Source organism: bacterium (genome assembly GCA_021108215.1).
In the GTDB taxonomy this organism is placed as follows: domain Bacteria; phylum Oederibacteriota; class JAAXVQ01; order JAAXVQ01; family JAUVAV01; genus JAIORK01.
This window is the reverse complement of the sequence record JAIORK010000047.1, coordinates 16262-36397: the sequence shown is the minus strand read 5'-3', so window position 1 is coordinate 36397 and position 20136 is coordinate 16262. Positions and strand designations below refer to the sequence as shown.

The window sequence follows — 20136 nt, the reverse complement described above, 5'->3', positions numbered from 1 at the left end:
TTACGCAAAAAGGTCTTCTGAGTTGAATGTGTCGCACTATAAGTTACAATTCACCCTGTAGGATAAGGGATTGTAATTCGCTTGACGGTCATTCGGGGGAAGGTTATACTGCTTGGCTGTTGCAGGGTATTTGATGAAAGTAGGGTTTATTGCGTGTCTTTTGAAGCGCCTGACAAATCAAAACAAGCATCCCAGGATCGGAAATTGGGTGATGAGTGGGCTGATTGGGACGGGTCACAGCAAGCCAAGGATACGCAAGTATCTGCCTGGGTTTTTCTGTTGTTATCCGGATTGGTATTGTGGTTATTGGATGTTTTCGGTTTGGGGATTATTTGGCTGATTACTCCCCGGCTGGTTGAATGGGGCGTACCGTTTTTAAATATGTGGCTGGCCTTGATCTGGACCGTTTATGTATTGTTCTTTTTTGTTGTTTTGGTGTTGGTGTATTGGGGTGCCGGCTTTTTAAAGCCTTTGCTGAAGATGTTGGGCGGCATCCGCTGGTTGATTTCCCTGGTGGTGGTGTTCGGGAAGCTGTTTGCGTTTTCCCGTGATCAGATCGGTCATGCCTATGTCTTGGTACATAACCGGGTCGAGGTTTTGCCCCGCGCGATCAAAGACCCCGGGCGGTTGCTTTTGCTGGCCCCGCGTTGTTTGAGCCGTGAGAGTGTTTTAGGACTGAAGGCCTTAAAAGAAAAATATGGGTTTGAACAGGTGGTTGCATTTGGGGGCACAGAGGCCCGCAAGGCGATTGGACAGATACGTCCTTATGGGATTATTGCAGTTGCCTGTGAAAGGGATTTGTTGGTGGGTATTCGTGATGTCCGGGGCCGTATTCCAATATTGGCATTTTCCAATTCCCGGCCGGAGGGTCCGTGTAAAAACACCATGATTGATTTGCAAGTGATCGAACATGCGGTGAATCGGTTTTTAGGCAATGCTATGGATAGTACAATCCATATAAATAAAGAAGGAGGAAAGACTAATGAAAGTAACAATTGATGAGGGCCTGTGCACGGGTTGCAGTCTGTGCGTAACGGATTTACCGGAGGTCTTTGAAATGGGTGATGATGGACTGGCCAAAGTGAAAGTAGCGGCACCGGAAGGTGATTTGGCAGCCCGGGCAAAAGATACTGCGCCGACCTGCCCGGCGGCGGCAATTATTATTGAAGAGTAAATTATTTAAAAAAACGGCATCGTTTATAGAGACGGTGCCGTTTTGCGTTGCGGAGGTTTTTTAAAATGCGGGTTGCGGTTTTTTCCGATGTGCACGGTAATCTGGAAGCGCTGGAGGCTGTGCTGGCGGATATTTCCGCATATCACGCGGATGCCATTGACTGTTTGGGGGATGTCGTGGGATATGGCGCCGACCCGGCAGCGTGTTTGGAAAAAATTGATAAACAATGTCGGGTCAAGATTTTGGGGAACCATGAAGCCGCCATGCTTCAGCCGGTCCAAGACATGCCGATGAATCATTGGGCCCACCAGGCGGCCCGGTGGACACGTCATCAACTCATGGCGGATCATCTGGATATTATTCGGCAATGGCCGATGGTAAAAGTCGGTGAAGATGCACGCTTGGTACATGGTTCACCCCGGCAACCCGCGTTTTTTCATTATATCCGCGACCGGATTGATGTTGAGGTTACCTTCGAAGCTTTTCACGAAAGAATATGCGTTTTTGGACACACCCACCAAATCATGGTGGCGGAAGAGGTGGCAAAGAATACAGTGCGTATACATCGCGTTGGGCAAGGATCTGAATTTAAAACACACTCGGTTAGGACGCTTGCGTTGAACCCGAAGTGCCGTGTATTACTCAACCCCGGAAGCGTGGGACAACCCCGGGATAATGACCCGCGTGCGCGATGGATGCTCCTGGAAAGTAAGCCGTTTCGGGTCAGCATCCATGCAGTGCCTTATAATATAGAAAAAGCTCAAGAAAAAATCCGCGCAGCCGGTCTGCCGGATTTTCTTTTTGAGAGAATAGCCTTGGGAAAATAGTCGCAAAATGCAACAATTAAGGGCATGCATTCTTGACAAAAGAAAAAAACGATTCTATAATTCTCACTCTGTTATTTTATTCCCTAACTTTGGTTTAAAAAACAGGATTTAATGTGTTTTGTTGATGGTTTTGCCGTTGAGAGAAGGGATCTATTTTGGGACTAGAGCTTAAACCCATACTTCGACCAGAGCTAAGACATATTTTAACTCCCATGGTACAGCATGCGTTAAAGGTCCTGCAATTACCAACGCTTGAGTTGGCCAATATGGTAAATCAGGAGTTGTCGGAAAATCCTTTTTTAGAAGAGGGTGTTCAAGATGATGCCCATGAATTGAAACCAGCCACTGAGGTCCAGGAGCGGAGTGCGGCTGAAGGTGAGATGACCCGCGAAGTTGATCTCAATGAAGATGGGAACAAACAAGCTGAGGTGGAAGCAGACCGCTGGTCTGAATATTTTTGGCCCAATGAAGATTATGCGATACCCAAGTATGACCGGGAGACGTATGCGGATTATAGAGAACCGCAGATTGCAAAACAGTCTACCCTGGAAGAACATTTGCTTTGGCAATTTAGGCAGGAGTGTTCGAATGATGCGGAGTATCGTATTAGTGAATTGATTATAGGCAATTTGGATGAGCGTGGTTTTTTTACCATGCCGCTGGAAGAAATCGCGGAAGAGGCGGGCGCGGATACAGACACTGTTGCAGATGTTTTGGCAATCATCCAGAATCTTGAGCCAATCGGCGTGGGTGCCCGGGATGTTAAAGAAAGTCTTTTAATTCAATTGCGGTATCTTCCCGAACGTAATGCTTTGGCGGAAAAGATTGTTGAGCGCCATTTTGAGGCGTTGGAGCGGCACCAGATTGATCAGATTGTCCGGGCTGAGAAAGTTCACCGCAGCCAGGTTGTTCAGGCGGCCAAGGTTATTTCCGGACTTGATCCCTATCCCGGCCGGCATCAGTTTTCCGGTCAAGTTGAGTATGTAACACCGGATGTGGTGATTGAGAAGCATGATGATCAGTATATCATTATTATTAATGATGATTCATTGCCTGAGTTAAAGCTGAATAAAACGTACCGGAAGCTTTTGCAACGGGGGTCTGACGTTTCGGCGGAAACCAGGCAGTTTCTGGAAGAAAAACTGGAAAAAGCCAAATGGTTCATAAGAAATATTGACCAGCGGCGAAAAACCCTCTATCGTGTTGTCGAAACAATACTTGAGGCGCAATTTGATTTTTTTGAAAAAGGGATTGAACATTTAAAACCGTTGACGTTGCGTGAGATTGCGGAACAGGTTAATATGCATGAATCGACCATCTCGCGTGTCACCAGCCAAAAATATATTCAAACCCCGCGTGGTTTTTTTGAGCTGAAATATTTTTTCAGCAGTCAGATCAAGACCGATGACGGGACGGGTGTTTCTTCGACCAGTGTAAAGGCGGCATTAAATGAATTGATCGCCGTAGAGGATTCGCGGCGTCCGTTTTCCGACCAGCGGTTGACGGAGATGTTGAAAAAGAAAGGGTTTCAAATCGCCCGCCGGACGGTGGCGAAGTATCGGGAAGTTATGCGGATTCTCCCGGCCAGTCAGCGTCGACGACTGGAATAGGGGTTAAGCCAAACTCAAGGAGGCATTCATCATGAAGCTGCTGATTACGGGACGACATATTGAAATAACCAAGGCCTTCAATCAATATGTCAGGAAGCGGTTTAAAAAATGGTCGACTTTTTTAGGTGCCAATGCGACGGTGGATGTCATCCTGTCGGTGGAAGGATACCGCCACCAGGTTGAGGTTATCGTCAAGGACGGACCCTATGCCGCCACCGGTAAGCAAATTACCAAAGATATGTATCAATCGGTCGACCTCATCGCGGAAAAAATTGGTCGACAACTCATGCGCCAGCATGAGAAATTAACGGATGTCAAAACATCAGGGACACGCTATCCGCTAAAGCGTTCTTCGAAAAAACCGGTACGCAAACCGGAGCCGGGCGGCGAACCCGTGATTGAAGTGGATACTGTGGCGGGCAAACCCATGACACAGGAAGAAGCTGTGATGCAGCTACAGGCCATGCGTACGACGTATCTGGTTTTTGAAGATGTCGAAACCGAACAGTTGGCGGTTTTGACGAAAAAGAAAGACGGCACATTTAAATTGATTGTAAAAGAATAACCAGTAAGGGTTAAGTTTAAAGGAGGCGCACGAAATGCGTATTATGGATTTTTTGTCTGAAAAAAACATTACCGTCGATCTCAAGGCTAAGAACAAAAAAGAGGTCATTGAAGAGTTGGTCGAAGTTTTGGTCGACGGCGGCAATGTGAGCGACAAAAAGAAAATGGTTCAGATTTTGTTGGAACGTGAAGAATTGGGGTCAACCGGTATTGGCCAGGGAATCGCCATTCCTCACGGAAAATCCGATACGGTCAAGGAATTGACGGCTGCATTTGGATTATCGAAAACCGGCATCCCGTTTGAGGCGTTGGATGGTGAACCGGTTTATATTTTCTTTCTGTTGGTTGCGCCGGAAGGAACAGCCGGTGCCCACTTGAAAGCGCTCGCACGTATTTCAGGACTGCTCAAGGATAAATACATTCGTCGTAAACTGACGGCATCCCAAAGTACTGGAGAAGTTGTGAAGATTATTCAAGAGGAGGAGAAAGCCACTCACTAAGCCGGGCATACGGCTGGTGATGGTCTTCTTATGATTAACCTACTTGTTGAAGAACTCTATTTAGAGCAAAAAGACAGACTTTCTTTGGAGCTTGTCGCCGGCCGGGAAGGTCTTTCCCGTAAAATCATGGTACCGGACATCAACCGGCCCGGATTGGCCCTGGCCGGATATTTTGATTATTTTGCTTTTGAGCGTATTCAGGTTTTGGGACGGACGGAGCTTTCTTTTTTACAGGGACTGGGGAAAGAGCATGTGAAAATGCTTTTCCGGAAATTGTTGGAATGGGATGTTTGCTGTTTTGTCATCACCCAGGGGCTTGAACCACCTGAAGAATTGTTACTGGCGGTTGAGGGGAAAAATGTTCCGGTTTTTACATCGGAAATGCCTACCACAAAACTGATTGCCGAACTTACCATTTACCTGGAAGATAAATTGGCACCGGAAACGTCATTGCACGGTACGCTGGTGGATGTCTACGGCATAGGCGTTTTGATTTTAGGCAAAAGCGGTATTGGCAAGAGCGAGTGTGCGCTTGATTTGGTTGAGCGCGGACATCGTTTGGTGGCGGATGATCTGGTGGACATCAAGCGAACCGCTGAGAGAATTCTGATGGGATCCGGTCCGGAGCTGATCCGCCATCATATGGAAATTCGTGGTTTGGGCATTATTAATATTAAAAACTTATTTGGCATTGGGGCCATTCGCGACCGGAAACGTATTGAATTGGTCACCACCATCGAGGAATGGGATGATAAAAAGGAATACGACCGTTTGGGTCTTGATGAATTAACCTACACGATTATAGGCACTGATTTGCCGCGTATTATTATCCCGGTCCGTCCCGGACGCAACCTTTCAATTATCATCGAGGTCGCTGCAATGAACCAGCGGTTGAAAAAGAGCGGCCACCACACAGCGAAAGAATTCAACAAAACATTGATTTCATGGATGCAAAACGACGAGCGCTAAGGCGCCGTCACCCTTGTGAGGCTAATGTGCAAAAAAAGAAACTGCTTTTGGTCACCGGGCTTTCCGGTGCAGGCAAACATCATGTGCTGTATCAACTTGAAGATTTCGGATATTTTTGCGTGGATAATTTGCCGGCACCGCTCTTGACCCAGGGGATCGCGCTGTTGAAAAAAAGTAATGGCGCGACGGCATCCTTGGCGGTCGGGGTGGATGTTCGTTCTCAGATATTTATGGAAGATTTGCAACAGGCGTTGCAGACATTGCGTACCGGGAAAACCAGTTTTGGCATCATTTTCCTGGAAGCCGCAGAGAATGAATTGATCCGCCGGTTTGCCGAGACCCGGCGTCCTCATCCACTGCGCGGCAAGAAAACATTTCATGATCGGATTCGTTCTGAGCGCCGGCAATTGGCGTGGTTGCGGGAAAGCGCTGATCTGATTATTGATACCACGCGTTTGACACCGCCTGAATTGCGCCGACAGTTGGCCGCCTGGTTGAATCGCGGACAAAGAAAAATGCATGTTACGGTCAGCAGTTTTGGCTATAAATTCGGACTTCCGCAGGATGCGGATTTTATTTTTGATGTGCGCTTTTTGCCTAATCCCTTTTATGTCACGGCATTGAAAAAAAGTACCGGGATGCAGCGTAAAGTACAAAATTATGTTATGCAGCAACCGGAAGCAGGCAAGACACTTGAGAGCATCGCCGGCATGCTGAAACGATTGATTCCTCACTATGTCCGTGAAGGAAAAGCAACCTTGCATTTTGCATTTGGATGTACCGGCGGACAGCATCGCTCCGTGGTGATGGCCAATGCACTGAAAAAACGTTTGGCCGGTGATACACTTGTTTATCATCGTGAGTTGGGACGGAAATGCGGGGAGACGCATGGCACGTAAAACCTCAAAAGCAAAACGACAGTTAAATCCGCGCTGGGAGCGGCGGCTGGCTTGGCGCTGGCTCTATCCCGGGGTCCGTTTAAAGCGCTGGCTTATCCTGCTTATTTTGTCTGCAGTGGTTATCGGGGTGGGTGTCTCGGGAATGATGGGGGATGTTTTTAGAAATTTTGAGGTCCGGGTTATTGATTACCGGCCTTTGGCCAAACAGATTCAAAGTCTGCGCTTTATTGATTTTTTGTTATTGGTGCTTGGTGTGACCGGCGCGGTACTGGCTTTCCGCCGCAGTTTGTATTCCATCCTGACGGTGTTGATGCCGGCGCGGGAAAAAGAATATGCGACCGTGGCATTGAAACGCCTGCGGCTTAAGCGCGGGCCCAAATTGGTGGCGATCGGCGGCGGCACCGGTCTGCCGGCATTGTTATCCGGATTAAAGGAGTTTAGCGCGAATATTACTGCGGTCGTCACCATGGCGGATGATGGCGGCAGCTCCGGCAGGTTGCGCCGGGAGTATAAGACACTGCCGCCCGGTGATCTGCGCAACTGCCTCGTCGCCATGGCGGAGACCAGCCCGCTCATGAGCCAGCTTTTTCAACATCGCTTTAAAGGCCGGGGGAGCGGGATTGAAGGGCATTCGTTTGGGAATCTTTTTATTACCGCGCTGGGTGAAATTACCGGGGATTTTGCCACCGGTGTTCAGGCAGCCAGCCAGGTTTTGGCAGTAAGCGGCCAGGTATTGCCGGTGACACTTGATTCGGTGGGTCTGGAAGCGGAGTTGTTGGATGGCAGCATTGTTAAAGGGGAGTCGAAGATCGGCCGGAGCCGACAGCCCATCAAGCGGTTGCGGCTGGTGCCGGCCAAGGTGAAGCCTTCGGCGGAAGTGCGTGAGGCTATTGCGGAGGCGGATGCCATTATCATGGGGCCGGGAAGTTTGTATACCAGTATTCTGCCAAATCTTCTGATGGATGGATTGGCGGATGATATCGCCGGTTCCCGGGCAGTGAAGCTATTTGTTTGTAATGTGATGACCCAGCCGGGGGAGACGGACAAGATGAGCGTGGTGGACCATGTCCAGGCTGTCCGGGAACACACGCGGCCGGATATTATCCAGTTTGCATTGGCCAATACGGAAGTGCCGAGTCAGGATATACTGCGCCGATACGGGCAAAGCAATGCGGAGCCGGTGCTTGCCAGAGCAGAGGATGCCGCTCGGTTGGACGAGATGGGCGTTACGTTGATTCGTTCACGTCTGGCTCGGGGAAAAGATCATTTCCGGCATGATCCGCAGCGTTTGGCCCGGGTTATTTTAAAGTTGATTGTGATTTAATATGATGCTGATTTTTGATAAATTGTTTATTCATAACTGAAGTTGTGAAGGCGGGACACACATGATCCAAATTATCATCACCACACACGGGCATTTGGCCATGGAACTTGTGACGACCACAGAATTAATTGTCGGCAAACAAGCGTCTTTGGTACCGGTTTGTCTGGAAATGCATGAAGGGATTGAGGATCTGGTGGGTAAATTGGAAGCGGTTATTTTACCTGCACAGCAGGAGGGTGAAGAGACATTGCTTCTGGTGGATATGTTTGGCGGGACACCCAGCAATGTGGCGTTGGCACTTTCTGAAAAATGGAATTTTACTGTTGTCACCGGCGTGAATCTCCCGATGTTGATTGAAGCGGTCACCCACCGCTCGTTGATGAGTCTTGGGCAATTGACCGCGTTTGTGAACGAAAAAGGAAAAAAAGCCATATTGGTTGCGAATGAATTATTGAAATAGTGACTCCGGTCGGGGCTGCGATAGCGCTTGTGAATTTTTTTACACAAAGGATATCTGGATATGTCGGTTGAATTTGTTTTGGTGCGGATTGATGATCGCTTGATACACGGGCAGGTGGCGGTTGGTTGGGTCAAGGTGGTTTCTCCCGATGTGATTATGGTGGCGGATGACACTGTGGCCGAGGATGCCCTACAACGGAGTTTGATGGAGATGGCGGCGACGCCGGCGTTTGGCGTGGAAATTTGTAAGGTCAAAGAAGCGGTTGCGCGGTGTGCCTCCCCGGAATTTCAGGGCAAACGGGTGTTGCTGCTGCTTTCTTCAATCAAGGATGTGGTCCGCATCATGCAAAGCGGGTTGAAATTGGAAAAAATTAATGTGGGCGGCCTGCGTTATAGTGCGGGAAAAAAACAAATTATGCAGGCGGTCGCCATCAATGATGAGGACAAGGAAAATTTCAGAAACCTGCTTTCACAAGGGTTGACGATAAGTATTCAGATGGTCCCTACCGATGAGCCGGTAGATATTAAAAAGTTTCTCTTAGTCTAAACCGGCCGGGTAGGCCGGTAAGGAGGTTTTATTGGAGCAGGTGCTTTGGCTTTCAGCATTGGGAGCATTGCTGGCATTGGATCATGCCATGGTGGGGCAATTTATGTTTGCGCAGCCATTGGTGGTCGGCAGTATTTTCGGCGTCTTGCTGGGGGATTTGCCCACCGGACTTTTGGCCGGCGCGATGGTCCAGTTGTTATGGATCAATGTTCTTCCTGTTGGGGCGTATATACCGTCCGATTATACGATTACCGGCGGCATGACAGCGGCGTTGACTGTTTTTTTTATGCAAACCGCAGCGATGAACATCGGTCCAGCCATGGTGCTGGCACTTGGTGTGGCAATTCCGGCCGGGATTGTATCAGGCAAGCTGGATATTTTGGTCCGCCACTTTAACAGCCGGTTGGCGGCGCGAAGCGAAGCGGTGGTTGAATCCGAAGGTCTCTCAGGGGTGACACGTCTCAATGTGATGGGATTGCTCGGTACTTATTTAAGGAATTTTTTACTCTATCTTCTGTGGCTGGGGCCTTTGGCGGTTTTGTTGGGCAGCTTAACACCGTTGCTTTCGGTAAAAGTAATGAATGCGCTGGGATGGGTTTTTTGGTTTTTGCCGATGCTTTCATTTGCCGTGGTGCTTGATTTGATTGTGAAGGAAGAATCGCATTGGTGGATTGGAGCGGCTTTTTTGGTTGTCGGTGGATTGGTATGGTTATGGCCGGGGAATGTGTTGTTGATTTTTACGGCAGCTCTTGGCATTGGCGCTGGGTTGGCTTGGCGGAGACGGGCATGGTAAAAAGCGGACAAGTCGACAAAGTAAAAGTGCCATTGGGACGGATTGCCTGGCGCGCATTTTTTCTTCAGGCTTGCTGGAATTTTCAGAGAATGCAAAATCTTGGATTTGCTTTTGCCATGGTGCCCTTGGTGCGGATGTTGGCCAAGGATAAACAGTCCCGGATTGCGATGTTGAAAAGGCATCTGGAATTTTTTAATACACATCCGTACTGCGCGACCATTATTTTAGGTGTGATTGTTCGGTTGGAAGTTGATCTCGCAGAAAAAAGCGAAGCTGAAAAAGAAGCCATTCACCGGATTAAAACCGGGATGATGGGGCCCTTGGCTGCATTGGGAGATACGGTTTTTTGGGCCATGCTAAAGCCGGCCGCAGCACTGGTGGGGGTCGGGTATGTATTTTTAGCGCCGCAAAATCAAATTTGGCCGGCAATTTTGGGGCCGGTGTTTTTTTTAGCGATCTTTTCGATTCCTCATATTGGGTTGCATTTTTGGGGGATGAAATTGGGATATCAGCGGGGGATAGAGATCGCATGCGACTTGCGTCGTTTTAACCCGCAATTGATTGCCAAGCGGATTGCGTTGTTTATTATGGTTGCGCTTGGTTCGGTTGCGGCGGTGTATGTTTTTTTGACGGCGGGAAAATTTATGAGTGCACAGTGGGCGGGGGCATTGTTATTGACCGCTGCAACCGGTGTGTTTTTTTTGGGTTTGCGTAAGGGAATCCCGGCCGCGCTGCTTTTTTATGGTTTGGTGGGCCTGGCCGTTGTTCTCGCGTACAGCGGCGTTATTTAATTTTTTTTGGAGTGAGGCGACATGGTAGAAAAAGAAGTTGTTATTGAAAATAAGCTGGGAATGCATCTGCGCGCAGCAGCGGTTTTTATCGAGACCGGGAACCGATTTTCCTGCCAGATCCATCTGCGCAAAGAGGACCGCCTGGTCAATGCAAAAAGTATTATGGGGCTTATGACGCTCGGCGCAGCATGCGGTTCCAAGGTCACAGTCGTGACAGAGGGCGCAGATGAACAGGCGGCATCGGACGCTTTGGCAGCGCTGATTCAAGATCGCTTTGGTGAGAAGGACTAACGACGGGAGTTAAAGACGTTGAGCCAGACAATGAAGGATTATACAGGGATAGCGGCATCGCCGGGAATTACCATCGGGACAGCGTACTTGGTCGGTTCCAAAGAGGTGCGGTATAAAAAAGCCAGAGTTGCTGAGTCACTGGTGGAGAAGGAATTGGTGCGCTTTCAGGCGGCGGTGGATGCGACGCGCAAGGAGATCGAGACCATTAAGCAGCGGGTGGCCCGGGAAGTGGGGGTCAGCGAGGCGGAAATATTCAACGCCTATCTGCATATCCTGCAAGACCCCATGCTGATTCAGGCTGCGATGGAAGAAATCCGGCTGAGCCGCCATAATGCAGAGTTTGTTTTACAGGAAATCACCAAGACGGTGGTCACACAATTCAAGGAATCTTCCGACGAATATTTACAAGAACGGGCAACCGATGTGAATGATGTCAGCGCGCGATTGATGCGGAATCTGACCGGCCAACCGGCCGGATTATTATCCGACTCTGAACGGGATGTTATTGTGGTGGCAAAAGATTTAACCCCGTCGCAGACGACCACCATGCGCAAAGAGCGCGTCATTGGTTTTGTTACGGATATGGGAGGGAAGACCTCGCATGTTGCCATCATGGCCCGGTCTTTGGAGTTGCCGGCAGTGGTGGGATTGCAAGCGATCACCGAGTTGGTCCAAAACGGCGATACACTGGTGGTGGATGGAAGTGCCGGTAAGGTGATTATCAATCCGGATGCGAAGACCTTAACCAAATATCGACAGGCCCAGCAGCGTATGCTGTTGATGTCGCGCAAATTAAAAAAACTCAAGGGAATGACCGCGGTTACCAAGGATGGGTATCGATTGACAGTCGCGGCCAATCTGGAACTGCCCGAAGATGTCAGGCAGGCAAGAAAGTACGGTGCTGAGGGAATTGGATTGTTTAGAACGGAATTTTTATATTTGAATCGTCGCGATCTTCCCAGTGAAGACGAACAATTTGAGGCATATCAATTGGTGGCCCGGCAGAGTCTGCCCTACGCGACTATTATTCGGACCCTAGATCTGGGGGGGGATAAATTTTTCTCGCGGTTGGGGACCGTGACTGAGATGAATCCTTTTTTGGGATTGCGCGGCATCCGGCTTTGCTTGGCACATCCTGATCTTTTTAAACTTCAATTGCGTGCGATTTTACGGGCATCGCATTTCGGAAAGATCAAGATTATGTTTCCCATGATTGCGGATATTGAAGAGGTTCGTCAAGCCAAGGCGCTGATTAAAGAGGCGCAGAAAGAATTGACCCGGAAGCGAATTTCTTTTGACCGCAATATGGAGGTCGGCATCATGATTGAGCTGCCGGCGGCGGCGATGACTGCTGATCTTTTAGCCCGTGAAGCGAGTTTTTTTTCCATCGGGACCAATGATTTGATTCAATATACGATCGCAGCCGACCGGGTTAATGAAAAGGTGGCTTATTTATATAATCCGCTCCATCCCGCCATTTTACGGCTTATTAAGCAGGTGGTGCAAGCGGCGCACAATGAGCGGATGTGGGTTGGGATGTGTGGTGAGATGGCGGCGGACCCCTTGTTGACACCGTTGCTGGTTGGAATGGGGCTGGATGAGTTTTCGACCGAGCCGTCTTTTATTCCGCAGATCAAAAAAAGTATTCGGGAAAATTATTTTGCTGAATGTCGTGAGCTGGCAGAGAAAGCGTTGGCCTGTTCCACCAGCCGGGATATTGAGGCGTTGTTGAAAATCAATGAAAAAACCGAGGTGCTGGATGACGACTAGACCAAGGAAGCAACCGATGTCACATAAGTCTAAAATTAAAAAAATAACCAAAGCCGTGGTGCCTGCCGCTGGATTGGGTACGCGGTTTTTACCGGCCACCAAGGCCCAGCCCAAGGAAATGCTGCCTATTTATGATAAGCCGGCAATTCAATATATTGTGGAAGAAGCAGTGGCCGCCGGGATTACCGACATCCTGGTGATTACCGGCAGGGGGAAACAGGCGATTGAAAATCATTTTGACCGGTCGGTCGAATTGGAAGAAACCCTCCGGATGCAAGGGAAAAAAAGTGAATTAAAATCCATTCGCGATATTTCCGCAATGGTCAACTTGCACTATGTCCGGCAAAAAGAACCCCGTGGTTTGGGACATGCGGTATTATGTGCCAAGAGTTTTGTGGGGGATGATGCTTTTGCGGTTTTTTTAGGGGACGATATTATTGATCATCCCAAACCGGCGATTCAACAATTACTGGCAGTATGGGAAAAATATCAATCATCTGTACTGGCGGTTGAAGAAGTTCCTTTGCCAAGGACCAAAGCCTATGGCATTATTAAACCGCGAAAAATCGGGAACCGTCTTTTTAATGTCCGGGATCTGGTGGAAAAACCCGAACCGTCCAAGGCACCTTCCCGTTTAGGGATTGTGGGACGGTATATTCTGACCCCGGAAATTTTTAGCCTGTTGGAGAAAACCCGGCCGGGTGCCGGCGGCGAAATTCAATTAACCGATGCATTGCGCCGGTTGAACCGTTTGCAGAAAATTTATGCCTGGCAGTTTGAAGGTGTCCGGCATGATATTGGCAATAAACTGGAATTTGTTAAGGCAACGCTGGCATTTGCGTTGCAGGATAAGGCTGCACGAGAATCCCTGTTGGCATATATGCGGGAAATAATCGAGGGCTAAGTCTTTTAGTAGTTTTGTTCAAATTGAGTAATACAGCATTCCGACCGGCTTGGCAATAGGGTGTTTTGTGAATGAGGACAGCAGGGGTCTTTTAGGAAAGTTTCCTGGACAAATGGACCAGGATATTAAAAAATAGTTAAAGCAGCCCGGAGAGAGGATTGGATGGCATGCCAGACCGTTTATACAATCAATGCATTGACATTGCTGGCTGCTGAAAAAGACAGGCATTATGCGCAGGTATTGTATCGCGGCAATCTTCTGTTGGCGGACGGTGTTGGTGCGGTTTGGGCAATTCACCGGTTGACCGGCAAAAAAGCTGAACGTGTTCCCGGGGTTGATTTGATTTTGGATTTATCCCGCATCTGCGCCAAGGAAAAGCAGAGTGTTTTTTTACTGGGAAGCGGGCCCGGCGTGGCGGAAAAAGCGGCTCAGAAATTACGCCAGGTGATTCCGGGGATTTCAATCGCGGGCAGTTGTGCCGGGTTTTGGGAGCCGGATCAGGATGCTGAAATTGTCAACCGGATCAATCACTCGGGTGCCGGTCTTTTGTTGGTCGGGCTGGGTCAGCCGAGGCAGGAATTTTTTTTAGACACCTACCGCAACGACTTGCAAGTCGGTGTGGCCATGGGTGTAGGCGGAAGTTTTGATGTTCTGTCCGGCGCACTGAAACGGGCGCCGCGCTGGATGCAACGTGTTGGGATGGAATGGGTGTTCCGTGTTATTCAGGAGCCCAGCCGGATACCGCGAATGATCCGGTTGGTGGAATTTGTCTGGCGTATTTTTTTTACGTCAAAGAAACCAAAGCAAGAGAAAGCATAGGCTGTATGGAAAAAGTAATGATTTTTTCAGATGACCGGAAACTGAAGGATTTGCTCAAGAAGGATTTGGGTGGTTCCAAATATATCTGTGACGAAATTCGTGGAAAAGAGATGCTGCTTGACCGGGTTAGCTCCCAGAATTATTTACTCGTGGTACTGGATGCGCGGACGGTGGGCGGTGATATGGATTTGGTTTCTATTTTACGCGAGCAAAGTATGCAGCACATCCTCTGGCTTACCCCGGAAGATACGATTGCCAATGCCGCAGACGCCATTCGCCGCGGCGCAGATTTTTATTTAACCTTACCGTTGAACCAGAGCGCGCTAAAGCAAGTGATGGGCGAATGGGAACGGGTGGCAGGCAACGGTCATCAGCGCTGGATACCAGCCGGCATATTACCGGAGTTTAGCGAGGGCGAAATTGTTGGAGAGAGCGCGGGTGTCCGGCATGCTTTTTTATTGGCGGCCCGTGTGGCACCAACGGATTCCCCGGTTTTAATTACCGGTGAGACCGGCGTGGGCAAGGAGATCGTGGCACGCAGTGTGCATCGTTTATCAGAGCGGGCCAATAAAACCTTTGTGGCGGTGAATTGTGGTGCCATTCCGGAATCGCTGCTGGAGTCGGAGCTGTTTGGATTTCGTAAAGGCGCGTTTACCGGTGCGACAGCTGATCGGCCGGGATTGTTTGAACAGGCCGATGGCGGAACTTTTTTTCTTGATGAGATCGGGGAACTCTCGCCGGCATTGCAAGTCAAATTGCTCCGGGTTTTAGAGGATGGCAGTATTCGGCCTTTGGGAAGCTCCGAGGAGACCCGCGTGAATATTAGGGTTTTAGCCGCCACCCATCGTGACTTGCTCGAAGAGATTGAAGCCGGGCGATTTAGAATGGACCTTTACTATCGTATTAATGTGGTAAATATTCATGTGCCGCCCTTGCGGGAACGCGTCGAGGATATTGCACCGCTGGTGAAATATTTTTTAAATAAGTATAATAAAAGATTTAAGAAAAACGTTATTTCCATCACGCGGGATGCACTTTTTGGTTTGATGAAATATGATTATCCCGGCAATATCCGGGAATTGGAAAATATCATTCAACATGGTGTGATTCTGGCAAATAGCAATATCATTGAGAAAACCTCGCTGCCGCCGCAAGTGTATCAACGGGGGCAATTGGCATTGGAAGGATCACGGAAAGAAAAAACCGTTAATATCCAGCAGGCCGAAGAAGATTTGATCAAGCAGGCGCTGACCCGTTTTGAAGGAAACCAGACAGAGACGGCCAAAAGTCTGGGTATCAGCCGTTCCACGCTCTGGCGCAAAATCAAGGTATATAAGCTCGAAAATTTTAAATAATTTTTCCCCGCTTTGGAATGGAGATTGATTTTAGTGAAATTTTATGTAATATTTTTCGTTCTGTATTCATCATAGGTATGCCGGGCCGGGTGTCTGAAAAATGGGCCTGTCGCCGGCTTGGCCTGGAAATTAAGGAAGCGGGTGGGTTTGCCAACCATGAGAAAACTCTTTTTGAATTTTATGATTGAACATGATGCCGGGATTGTTGTTTTGGCTTTGGATGGTTTTTTAGATATCACCCAGACAAATAATTTTGAGCAAAAGATGGATGAGATTTGCGCGATGGAGACACCGGTCTGTGTGCTGGATTTTTCCAAGCTGCGGAGCATCAACAGTGCCAGCCTGGGGATACTCATTGCCCGGATTCAGGATGTCCGGCAGAAAAAAGGTGATATTTGTATCGGCGGTTGCAGTGAGAATGTCGACCAGGTATTCAATACTTTTGGGTTTAAAAATGTGTTCCGTTTTTATCATGAGCGGCAAGAGGCCATTGCGTACTGTACAGAGCTTGTCAAGAGTCTGCAGTAAAAAAATTGTCTCATTTTTAAATAGTGTTTCACGGGTTGAAACACTATTCCTCACATGCAAAAAAACTTATTTCGAATAAACCCTTTATTTAAATAATATTCCAGGAATGCGCTGGTGTGTGAAATTGGCATGCCCTTTGCATTAGAGTACTGTGAGTTTTTTTATCAAACAAATATAAAAGCTATTTGAGAGGAGACGATTGATATGGGAAAAGTACTGGGAATTGATTTGGGAACGACCAATTCGTGTATGGCGGTCATGCAGGGAGGCGAGGCGGTCGTTATTCCGAATGCTGAAGGCGGGCGTACCACCTCGTCGATTGTGGGATTTACGAAAAGCGGCGAGCGGTTGGTAGGTCAAAGCGCCAAACGTCAGGCAGTGACCAATCCGGAGAACACGGTGTTTTCGATCAAACGAGTTATGGGCCGGAAGTATGCTGAATCACGGGAAGATGAACACAATGTTCCCTACAAAACCAAGGCCGGAAAAAACGGAGATGTGCAAGTTGTTGCGCAGGGGCGGGAGTATGTCCCTCCGGAAATTTCAGCCATGATTTTGCAAAAATTAAAGACCGATGCGGAGAGTTATTTGGGGGAAAAAGTTACCGAGGTCGTGATTACAGTCCCGGCGTATTTTAATGACAGCCAGCGACAGGCCACCAAGGATGCGGGTAAAATTGCCGGTTTGGATGTGCTGCGTATTATCAATGAACCGACGGCAGCCTCGCTGGCCTATGGACTGGACAAGAAAAAAAATGAAAAAATTGCCGTGTACGATTTAGGCGGCGGCACGTTTGATATTTCCGTGCTTGAACTGGGTGACGGGGTCTTTGAGGTCAAATCGACCCATGGGGATACCCAGCTTGGCGGGGATGATTTCGACCAGGTCATTATTGATTGGTTGGCCGGGGAATTTAAAAAAGAAAATGGGTTGGACCTTCGGACAGACAAAATGGCATTGCAGCGACTGAAAGAAGGTGCCGAAAAGGCAAAGTGTGAACTTTCTTCAACCATGCAAACCGAGATCAATTTGCCGTTTATAACAGCAGACAGCAGCGGACCCAAACATTTGAATATTACCTTGACGCGGGCCAAGTTGGAACAGCTGGTTGGTGATTTGGTGGCGCGGACCATGATTCCGGTGGAAAAGGCACTGCACGATGCCGGGCTTACCACTTCTGAAATTCAGGAAGTTATTTTAGTGGGTGGCCAGACCCGCATGCCTTTGGTGCAGGAAAAGGTCAAGGCGTTTTTTAGTCAGGAACCGCATAAGGGTGTGAATCCGGATGAAGTGGTTGCGATTGGCGCAGCGATTCAAGCCGGGGTCTTAAAAGGTGATGTTAAAGATGTGCTGTTGCTTGATGTCACCCCCCTCTCTTTGGGGATCGAGACATTGGGCAATGTCTCGACAAAGTTGATTGAGCGCAATACAACCATTCCGACGCGCAAGAGCGAGGTTTTTTCCACCGCAGCGGATAATCAATCAACCGTTGAGGTACATGTGCTCCAGGGAGAGCGTGAAATGGCGCGGGATAATAAAACCATCGGACATTTCCATTTAGACGGGATCGCTCCGGCGCCGCGCGGCGTCCCTCAGATTGAGGTGACATTTGATATTGACGCCAATGGTATTTTACATGTTAGTGCCAAAGATCGGGGTACGGGTAAGGAACAAAAAATTACGATCACTGCCAGCTCCGGACTTGAGCAAAGTGATATTGATCAAATGGTTAAAGATGCTGAAGCACATGCCAATGAAGACAAAGTTCAGCGTACGCTCATTGATGCCCGCAACCAAGGGGACCAGATGGTTTACCAGGTTGAGAAGACCCTGCAAGAGGGTGGGGATAAAATCAGTCCGGCAAATAAAGCGGAGGTGGAAGGCGCTGTGGCGGTTTTGAAAAGTGCCATTCAAGGCAATGATCCGCAAGCAATTCAAGCTGCCACAGAGGATGTGCAGAAAAAAATACAGAAAATATCTTCTGAGATGCATCAACCGTCCGGTCAGGACGGGGGAATGGGTCAGGCATCCGACACGGCCTCATCAGCCGGGTCGGATCCGGTGGAAGAGGATAAGACCGTGGATGCTGATTATGAAGTTGTTGATAAATAATCAGTGCCTCTAAGCAAAAGCGCCTTCGTTAAAATTAGCGGAGGCGCTTTTTTGTGCCAAGGGACGCTGTCCCGGTTTAGACGCAAGGGGGTTGGCAGGTAAAATATCACCGCACCTGCAAATTTTTATGAACGAAATAAAGCGCCGGGTGTCAGAAAAGAATGTGAAATTGATCCTGAAAAGCACAAAAAATATTGGGGATATTGAAGAAATAATGCGCACAGGTATTAACCTATAGTAGGGGATGGTCGCGACCATTCCCTACTGCCGCCTGGCCAATCGTTTGACCAGGCTTCATCGGGGAATGAGTTCCAATTTGACTTTTTCAGGATCGACTATATAATCTCGGAGTCACTTGGTAGTATAGAGTGACAAAATATCAGGAGGTGGCAACCCATGAAAAAAACAGTGAAACCTTTTTATCTGCTGGGTGTTCTGTTTGCTGTGTTGATGGCAGGCCGGACAACTTTGCATGCGGCACCGGAGATGGTACCGGTCAGTTTTGCCGATGTCGCAGAGCAGGCCGGTCCGGCAGTGGTGAATATCAGTACTGTTCGGATTGTACAAAGCCCTTTTAGCACTCCGCAAAATATGTTTGGCGATCCTTCGATGCAGGAATTTTTCGAACATTTTTTTGGGCCGCAAGTTTACCGCAATGCCCCTCCGCAGAAAAGCACCAGCTTAGGTTCCGGTGTCATTGTTGCGCAGGAGGGCTATGTGCTGACTAATAATCATGTGGTGGAAAAAGCGGATGAGATATTGGTGAAGCTCAAGGACGGTAAGGAGTATAAAGCTAAGCTGGTGGGCAGTGATGCCAGCACGGACTTGGCTGTGCTGAAGCTCAGTGGAAGAAAAAAATGGCCTTCGGTTGAAATGGGGGACTCGGACAAAGTCCGGGTAGGTGACTGGGTGATTGCCATGGGCAGTCCTTTCGGTCTGGAACAGACGGTGACTTCCGGGATTATCAGTGCCAAAGGGCGTACCATCGGCAGGGGACCTTATGATGAGTTTATTCAGACCGATGCTTCGATCAATCCGGGAAATTCAGGCGGGCCGTTAATTGATATGTCCGGCAACGTGATCGGAATCAACACTATGATAGTGAGTCGCTCGGGAGGGTCTTTGGGTATTGGATTTGCGATTCCGGTCAATATGGCCAAGCGGATTTATAATGATATTCGAAATACCGGTGCAGCCCAGCGGGGGTGGTTGGGTATCTACATTCAGGAATTGACCCCGCAACTGGCGCGGCAGTTTAAGGTCGGGAAGATCCAAGGGGTCCTGCTCAGTGCGGTGGTGGAGAATGGGCCGGCAGACCGGGCCGGGATGCGTCCGAAAGATATTATTGTCAGCTTTAATGGGCGGAAGGTTGCCACACCGAATGAACTTCAACGGTTGGTGGCCAAAACCCGGAAGAAGGAAAAAATTTGGGTGACAGTCCTGCGCAGTGGTTCCCGCAAGCGTTTGAAAATAAAGATCGGTGATCAGGCAAATACTGCGGGTAAGCTCAAAGCCGGGAGCAGGCAAGCTGCCAAACCGCCGAAGCAGGAGAAGGATGTGTTGGGCTTTCGGGGAAGGGATGTTACTAAAGACGATGCCAAACAATTGCGGACTAAAAATCTGGAAGGTGTATTGGTGACATCCGTCAAGGCGGGAAGTCCGGCGGAAGGGGCGGGGATACAGGCAGGGGACATTATCCGTGAGATTAACCAGCAGGTGGTCAAAAACCGTCAGATGCTTGAACAAGCCTACGGCAAGTTAAAACCGGGAGACGAGTTATTGATTAAGATTGAGCGGCAGGATTATCCCATTTATATGGTTATGAAAATACCGGAAAAATAATCCGTCTGGACCGTTTTTTTAACAAAGGCGTACGCTATTCAGTGTCGGTTTGGCTTGA

General features: G+C 48.8%; 21 protein-coding genes. All 21 read left to right on the top strand.

Annotation, left to right across the window (positions count from 1 at the left end; genetic code table 11):
* Positions 1–153 precede the first annotated feature (153 nt).
* The 21 genes from K8S19_10985 (at position 154) to K8S19_10885 (ending at position 20078) form a co-directional block, all read left to right on the top strand.
* Positions 154–999 carry a DUF116 domain-containing protein gene (locus tag K8S19_10985; GenBank protein ID MCD4814201.1) on the top strand — a complete coding sequence of 282 codons (846 nt, stop codon included), beginning with the start codon at positions 154–156 and terminating at the stop codon, positions 997–999.
* On the top strand, positions 983–1174 hold the full coding sequence (locus K8S19_10980) for a ferredoxin (protein ID MCD4814200.1): 192 nt from the start codon (positions 983–985) through the stop codon (positions 1172–1174). The genes K8S19_10985 and K8S19_10980 overlap by 17 nt, the downstream gene beginning before the upstream one ends.
* A gap of 65 nt (positions 1175–1239) precedes the next feature.
* Complete coding sequence (locus tag K8S19_10975; protein MCD4814199.1) at positions 1240–2001, top strand: metallophosphatase family protein; 762 nt, start codon at positions 1240–1242, stop codon at positions 1999–2001.
* 155 nt (positions 2002–2156) lie between these two features.
* Complete coding sequence (rpoN, locus tag K8S19_10970) at positions 2157–3611, top strand: RNA polymerase factor sigma-54 (GenBank protein MCD4814198.1); 1455 nt, start codon at positions 2157–2159, stop codon at positions 3609–3611.
* Between the two features lie 31 nt (positions 3612–3642).
* Positions 3643–4176 (top strand): ribosome-associated translation inhibitor RaiA, encoded by a 534-nt coding sequence (raiA, locus tag K8S19_10965; GenBank protein ID MCD4814197.1) that lies wholly within the window; start codon positions 3643–3645, stop codon positions 4174–4176.
* Positions 4177–4210: 34 nt separating this feature from the next.
* A complete protein-coding gene (locus tag K8S19_10960) occupies positions 4211–4675 on the top strand; it encodes a PTS sugar transporter subunit IIA (GenBank protein ID MCD4814196.1) in 465 nt (154 codons plus the stop codon).
* A gap of 30 nt (positions 4676–4705) precedes the next feature.
* Complete coding sequence (gene hprK / locus K8S19_10955; protein MCD4814195.1) at positions 4706–5644, top strand: HPr(Ser) kinase/phosphatase; 939 nt, start codon at positions 4706–4708, stop codon at positions 5642–5644.
* Positions 5645–5670: 26 nt separating this feature from the next.
* Positions 5671–6543, top strand: coding sequence for an RNase adapter RapZ (gene rapZ, locus K8S19_10950; protein ID MCD4814194.1), 873 nt, complete (start codon positions 5671–5673; stop codon positions 6541–6543).
* Positions 6533–7867, top strand: coding sequence for a YvcK family protein (locus tag K8S19_10945; protein ID MCD4814193.1), 1335 nt, complete (start codon positions 6533–6535; stop codon positions 7865–7867). The genes rapZ and K8S19_10945 overlap by 11 nt, the downstream gene beginning before the upstream one ends.
* A 61-nt stretch (positions 7868–7928) precedes the next feature.
* Positions 7929–8327 carry a PTS fructose transporter subunit IIA gene (locus K8S19_10940; protein MCD4814192.1) on the top strand — a complete coding sequence of 133 codons (399 nt, stop codon included), beginning with the start codon at positions 7929–7931 and terminating at the stop codon, positions 8325–8327.
* A 60-nt stretch (positions 8328–8387) separates the two neighbouring features.
* Positions 8388–8873 (top strand): PTS sugar transporter subunit IIB, encoded by a 486-nt coding sequence (locus K8S19_10935; GenBank protein MCD4814191.1) that lies wholly within the window; start codon positions 8388–8390, stop codon positions 8871–8873.
* 31 nt (positions 8874–8904) lie between these two features.
* The gene (locus K8S19_10930; protein MCD4814190.1) at positions 8905–9666 is read left to right on the top strand and encodes a PTS sugar transporter subunit IIC; all 762 of its coding nucleotides are present in this window, start codon (positions 8905–8907) and stop codon (positions 9664–9666) included.
* Positions 9579–10457 carry a PTS system mannose/fructose/sorbose family transporter subunit IID gene (locus K8S19_10925; protein ID MCD4814189.1) on the top strand — a complete coding sequence of 293 codons (879 nt, stop codon included), beginning with the start codon at positions 9579–9581 and terminating at the stop codon, positions 10455–10457. The genes K8S19_10930 and K8S19_10925 overlap by 88 nt, the downstream gene beginning before the upstream one ends.
* 21 nt (positions 10458–10478) lie before the next feature.
* Positions 10479–10748, top strand: a complete 270-nt coding sequence (locus K8S19_10920; GenBank protein ID MCD4814188.1) for an HPr family phosphocarrier protein — start codon at positions 10479–10481, stop codon at positions 10746–10748.
* Between the two features lie 30 nt (positions 10749–10778).
* Positions 10779–12518 carry a phosphoenolpyruvate--protein phosphotransferase gene (gene ptsP / locus K8S19_10915; GenBank protein ID MCD4814187.1) on the top strand — a complete coding sequence of 580 codons (1740 nt, stop codon included), beginning with the start codon at positions 10779–10781 and terminating at the stop codon, positions 12516–12518.
* Between the two features lie 16 nt (positions 12519–12534).
* Complete coding sequence (gene galU / locus K8S19_10910; protein ID MCD4814186.1) at positions 12535–13422, top strand: UTP--glucose-1-phosphate uridylyltransferase GalU; 888 nt, start codon at positions 12535–12537, stop codon at positions 13420–13422.
* Positions 13423–13584: 162 nt separating this feature from the next.
* Positions 13585–14241, top strand: coding sequence for a WecB/TagA/CpsF family glycosyltransferase (locus tag K8S19_10905; GenBank protein ID MCD4814185.1), 657 nt, complete (start codon positions 13585–13587; stop codon positions 14239–14241).
* 5 nt (positions 14242–14246) lie between these two features.
* Positions 14247–15596, top strand: coding sequence for a sigma-54 dependent transcriptional regulator (locus K8S19_10900; protein ID MCD4814184.1), 1350 nt, complete (start codon positions 14247–14249; stop codon positions 15594–15596).
* A gap of 156 nt (positions 15597–15752) precedes the next feature.
* A complete protein-coding gene (locus tag K8S19_10895; GenBank protein ID MCD4814183.1) occupies positions 15753–16124 on the top strand; it encodes an STAS domain-containing protein in 372 nt (123 codons plus the stop codon).
* A gap of 204 nt (positions 16125–16328) precedes the next feature.
* Positions 16329–18236: a molecular chaperone DnaK gene (gene dnaK / locus K8S19_10890; GenBank protein MCD4814182.1), complete on the top strand. Its 1908-nt coding sequence runs from the start codon at positions 16329–16331 to the stop codon at positions 18234–18236.
* A gap of 396 nt (positions 18237–18632) precedes the next feature.
* Positions 18633–20078 carry a DegQ family serine endoprotease gene (locus K8S19_10885; protein MCD4814181.1) on the top strand — a complete coding sequence of 482 codons (1446 nt, stop codon included), beginning with the start codon at positions 18633–18635 and terminating at the stop codon, positions 20076–20078.
* Positions 20079–20136: the final 58 nt, after the last annotated feature.

What these genes read in the sequence shown, in the direction of transcription:
- K8S19_10895 (MCD4814183.1), top strand. Translation starts at nt 15,753, where the DNA reads ATGAGAAAACTCTTTTTGAATTTTATGATTGAACATGATGCCGGGATT.
- K8S19_10975 (MCD4814199.1), top strand. Translation starts at nt 1,240, where the DNA reads ATGCGGGTTGCGGTTTTTTCCGATGTGCACGGTAATCTGGAAGCGCTG.
- raiA (MCD4814197.1), top strand. Translation starts at nt 3,643, where the DNA reads ATGAAGCTGCTGATTACGGGACGACATATTGAAATAACCAAGGCCTTC.
- K8S19_10980 (MCD4814200.1), top strand. Translation starts at nt 983, where the DNA reads ATGAAAGTAACAATTGATGAGGGCCTGTGCACGGGTTGCAGTCTGTGC.
- K8S19_10935 (MCD4814191.1), top strand. Translation starts at nt 8,388, where the DNA reads ATGTCGGTTGAATTTGTTTTGGTGCGGATTGATGATCGCTTGATACAC.
- K8S19_10960 (MCD4814196.1), top strand. Translation starts at nt 4,211, where the DNA reads ATGCGTATTATGGATTTTTTGTCTGAAAAAAACATTACCGTCGATCTC.
- K8S19_10885 (MCD4814181.1), top strand. Translation starts at nt 18,633, where the DNA reads ATGAAAAAAACAGTGAAACCTTTTTATCTGCTGGGTGTTCTGTTTGCT.
- galU (MCD4814186.1), top strand. Translation starts at nt 12,535, where the DNA reads ATGTCACATAAGTCTAAAATTAAAAAAATAACCAAAGCCGTGGTGCCT.
- K8S19_10945 (MCD4814193.1), top strand. Translation starts at nt 6,533, where the DNA reads ATGGCACGTAAAACCTCAAAAGCAAAACGACAGTTAAATCCGCGCTGG.
- K8S19_10925 (MCD4814189.1), top strand. Translation starts at nt 9,579, where the DNA reads ATGGTTATGGCCGGGGAATGTGTTGTTGATTTTTACGGCAGCTCTTGG.
- ptsP (MCD4814187.1), top strand. Translation starts at nt 10,779, where the DNA reads ATGAAGGATTATACAGGGATAGCGGCATCGCCGGGAATTACCATCGGG.
- hprK (MCD4814195.1), top strand. Translation starts at nt 4,706, where the DNA reads ATGATTAACCTACTTGTTGAAGAACTCTATTTAGAGCAAAAAGACAGA.
- K8S19_10900 (MCD4814184.1), top strand. Translation starts at nt 14,247, where the DNA reads ATGGAAAAAGTAATGATTTTTTCAGATGACCGGAAACTGAAGGATTTG.
- K8S19_10940 (MCD4814192.1), top strand. Translation starts at nt 7,929, where the DNA reads ATGATCCAAATTATCATCACCACACACGGGCATTTGGCCATGGAACTT.
- K8S19_10920 (MCD4814188.1), top strand. Translation starts at nt 10,479, where the DNA reads ATGGTAGAAAAAGAAGTTGTTATTGAAAATAAGCTGGGAATGCATCTG.
- dnaK (MCD4814182.1), top strand. Translation starts at nt 16,329, where the DNA reads ATGGGAAAAGTACTGGGAATTGATTTGGGAACGACCAATTCGTGTATG.
- K8S19_10905 (MCD4814185.1), top strand. Translation starts at nt 13,585, where the DNA reads ATGGCATGCCAGACCGTTTATACAATCAATGCATTGACATTGCTGGCT.